The 2943-nt window shown below is 51.1% G+C and carries 3 protein-coding genes and 2 pseudogenes; all 5 read right to left on the minus strand.

From position 1 onward, the window contains the following. Positions 1-371: TVP38/TMEM64 family protein (locus tag B2751_RS03680; protein WP_290773102.1), on the minus strand; the 371-nt coding region annotated here is incomplete at its 3' end. Continuing rightward, positions 368-1019: pseudogene (gene trhA, locus B2751_RS03685) on the minus strand (PAQR family membrane homeostasis protein TrhA). The pseudogene trhA and the gene B2751_RS03680, both read right to left, overlap by 4 nt. A gap of 218 nt (positions 1020-1237) precedes the next feature. Further along, positions 1238-1853, minus strand: a pseudogene (gene hisIE / locus B2751_RS03690) (bifunctional phosphoribosyl-AMP cyclohydrolase/phosphoribosyl-ATP diphosphatase HisIE). Then, a complete protein-coding gene (hisF, locus tag B2751_RS03695) occupies positions 1850-2599 on the minus strand; it encodes an imidazole glycerol phosphate synthase subunit HisF (RefSeq protein WP_023469183.1) in 750 nt (249 codons plus the stop codon). Before hisF ends, hisIE begins: the two are co-directional and overlap by 4 nt. Beyond that, positions 2593-2943, minus strand: a 351-nt coding sequence (locus B2751_RS03700) for a HisA/HisF-related TIM barrel protein (RefSeq protein ID WP_290772949.1), incomplete at its 5' end; no start/stop codon positions are given. The genes B2751_RS03700 and hisF, both read right to left, overlap by 7 nt.

The raw sequence follows: 2943 nt of genomic DNA on the forward strand, positions 1-2943 counted from the left end.
AGTACGTTCAGCTTCCCTTTCCCGATCAACTTCTCGACGCCACGGCGACCGAGCAACCGGGCGATCCAAAAGCTGAGTAATCCACCCGTACCGGCACCAATAACATCAAGTAATGTCCCGAGCCACGGACCGTACGTATAGCCGCCAAAGACGGTCAAAAGACTCGCCGGAAAAAAGACGAGTGGTCGGACGGTATAAGCGAGCACATAGAGCAACATCCCTGTCAGACCTTGATTCCGTACCCAATCCGATAATGCTTGAATGTCGAATTGCTCCAACATTCCCGACATCCGGAAATACAGGAGCAATCCAAGTCCAAACATAAAATACAGCGTGATCGGGAGCCAGTCCCGGAGCCGTAGTTTCTTCATGACATCGTCGCTGGAGCAACGTAATAGAAAATCGACAGGAAGATCAACACACTACCAGCAAGGACGAACAGATGCCAAATCGCGTGGTTATACGGCAAGCGTGCCCAGACGTAAAAGATGACGCCGAGGGAGTACGCAAGTCCACCACCGAGGAGCAGTAAGAATCCTTGTAATCCAAGTGCTTCATAGATCGGCTTGATCGCAAACAGACAACACCAGCCGAGGATCAGATAAGACGCATTCGAGATCCAGACATATTTACCGGTCGAATAAAGCTTCCAGATGATGCCGAGCGTTCCGACACCCCAGACGATTCCGAGCAATGTCCAGCCGAGCGGACCACGGAGTGTGATTAAAGCGAACGGTGTATAACTACCGGCAATCAACAGATAGATGCCAGCATGATTCNNGAACCTTGTTTGCTTTCGTATGCATCAGCGAATGCATCAAGGTCGAGAACAGATAAAGGAGAATCATCGTTGCCCCGAAGATACTGACAGCAGTGACGTTCCAAGCGCTGCCGGATTTCGTCGCCTGCAGGATCAACATCACGAGCGCGACGATACTGAAAATGACACCCAATCCGTGTGTAATGGCACTGGCGATCTCCTCTTTCAAGGAGTCACCTTTTGCGAGTAGCTCTTCGATCGTTTCTTTCGATTGTTGCTTGATCGTTTGCTTAAGTTCTTTTTTGGTAACCAACCGAACACCTACTTTCTAATGACACAAGACTAACACTTTGATTATACGCTCTGAAGCGACAGCGTGCCTATCGAAAGATTCTGTCGATTTGATGACAACCGTCATCTGTTTGTCTTTTCCCGCTTATACAAAAATCCACACCGCCTTTGCGATGTGGATGTCGTTTACCATTGTTCAATATCCGGGCGATCCTTGAACGTCGATTTTGTACCGTGACGTTCGTTAAGGACGGCTTCGACTTCTTTGAATGAGACACCGCGCTCAGCGAGCAAGACCGTTAAGTGATACAACAAGTCTGCTGTCTCTTCTGCTAACGTATCGTTACCAGCGAGAACGACTTCAAATGCCTCTTCGCCGAACTTCTTCGCGATCTTCTCATATCCAGAAGCAATCAAATAGTTCGTATAGGATTCTGCTTCCTTCGCATCAATCTTCGCTTTGACGGTCTGTTCCAGTTCGTATAACATCGGGCACCTCCACTTCCGTATAGAAACAACTACGATTTCCTGTATGGCATGTCGGACCATTCGCTTTGACCGTGATCAAGAGACTATCTTGATCACAATCGATCCACATCCGTTTGAGTTCAAGCGTGTTCCCGCTCGTCTCGCCTTTCGTCCAAAGACGATTCTTCGTCCGCGAGAAGAAGGTGACGAGACCGGTCGCAAGCGTCTTATCATACGCCGCTTGGTCCATGAACCCGACCATCAAGACATCGTTCGTCTGCTCGTCGACGACGACGGCAGCGACGAGTCCTTTTGAAAAATTCAATGTCGTCATCGGACTTCGACTCCCCGTTCTTTGAGGTAAGCTTTTGTTTCTGGCATCGTGTACGTCGCTTCATGGAAAATCGAAGCAGCTAAGGCTGCGTCAGCTCCTGCCTCTAGCCCTTCAGCTAAGTGATCGAGCGTTCCGACCCCACCAGAAGCGATGATCGGCACGTTGACGACTTCACGTAGACGACGAATCAAGGCAAGATCATAGCCGTCCTTTGTACCGTCAGCATCCATCGACGTGACGAGTAACTCCCCGGCACCGAGCGCAACAGCTTCCTGTGCCCACTCGATTGCGTCACGTCCGACGGGTTGTGTTCCACCGTGTGAGAAGACACCCCATGAGTCACCCGTCTGTTTCGCATCGATTGCGACGACCGTCGCTTGGACGCCGAACAGGCGGCTGACTTCTTGGATCAGTTGTGGGTTTTGGAGCGCTGATGAGTTGAGTGAGACTTTGTCAGCACCGGCACGAATCAAGCGTTTCGCGTCTTCGATCGTCTTGATTCCGCCACCGACCGTAAACGGCATGTAGATGACTTCTGCGACGCGTTCGACGATATCAAGCATCGTCTCGCGCCCTTCTTGCGTTGCTGAGATATCGAGCAGGACGAGTTCGTCCGCTCCTTGCTCGTAATAGTATTTCGCGACGGCGACCGGGTCACCAAGATCACGTAAGTTTTGGAATTTGACCCCTTTGACGACACGTCCTTCCTTGACGTCAAGACAGGGAATGATTCGTTTCATCAACATACGCGTAACACCTCTTTTAAGGCGAGTGATCCGTCGAGCAATGCCCGACCGACGACCGCTCCGTCCATCCCGATCTCTTTGAGGCGCGCGACGTCATCAACGGTCGTCACACCACCAGAAGCGATCAATTCGACCCCTTCCCGCTTCAAACGATCGAGTCCATCAACGTCCGGTCCCATCATCATTCCGTCACGCGAAATGTCTGTATACAGGAACGTCTTGATGCCTTTGCCGATCAAGTGCGTCATCGCCTCTTCGAGCGTCCAACCGCTCGCTTCGAGCCAGCCGCGTGTTTGAACGATTCCTTCTTTTGCATCCAAGGCAACAGCCAGTTTATCACCAGC

It is taken from the genome of Exiguobacterium sp. UBA6282, from assembly GCF_002440475.1.
GTDB lineage: Bacteria > Bacillota > Bacilli > Exiguobacteriales > Exiguobacteriaceae > Exiguobacterium_A.

What these genes read in the sequence shown, in the direction of transcription:
- hisF (WP_023469183.1), bottom strand. Translation starts at nt 2,599, where the DNA reads ATGTTGATGAAACGAATCATTCCCTGTCTTGACGTCAAGGAAGGACGT.